We start from the raw sequence: 505 nt of genomic DNA, 5'->3' as shown, positions 1-505 counted from the left end.
ATCATAATATTTAGTATATGCAATTTTTTTAAAAAATCAATATCTTAAAGGCTTGTTATTTTTATTATTAAGTTGTTTAATATCATAAAGTAATATATAAATTGAGGGGAAAAATAATGAGGTTTGATTGCGGATATAATCGGGAAGATTGGGTTGAATATTTGGGAGATAATTTTAAATATAAAGTTGGCGTTGCTCCGAGAGAAGAGGAGATAGTAAAAAAATATAGCGATTGTTTGGATAATTCAAATAATGACGCGATAGTTTGGCTTGGCGATTTAAATATTGACGAGTCAGTCGGAGTTTATGAGATTAAAATTAAGAATACGAAATTAACTACAAGAGTAAAACTTTCTAAAATATGCGTGGATATTATAAGAGCGGGAAGCAGACATGCTTTTGGGAAAGGAATGTTTTTTATTCTTTATTCTAACGATAATAACAATTCTAATTTGCAATATAGAATTTCTTATGTGAAATACGAAATTTCTTATGTGTAATACGA

1 protein-coding gene is annotated in these 505 nt (G+C 27.7%); it reads left to right on the top strand.

The window, feature by feature from the left end:
* The first annotated feature begins 116 nt into the window (after positions 1 to 116).
* Positions 117 to 500, top strand: coding sequence for a hypothetical protein (locus tag EZH24_RS13380; protein WP_137999483.1), 384 nt, complete (start codon positions 117 to 119; stop codon positions 498 to 500).
* The last annotated feature ends 5 nt before the right edge of the window (positions 501 to 505 follow it).

It is taken from the genome of Brachyspira catarrhinii (genome assembly GCF_005518285.1).
Taxonomy (GTDB): domain Bacteria; phylum Spirochaetota; class Brachyspiria; order Brachyspirales; family Brachyspiraceae; genus Brachyspira; species Brachyspira catarrhinii.
The sequence above is the reverse complement of the archived record's forward strand: the minus strand, read 5'-3'. Positions and strand labels throughout refer to the sequence as shown.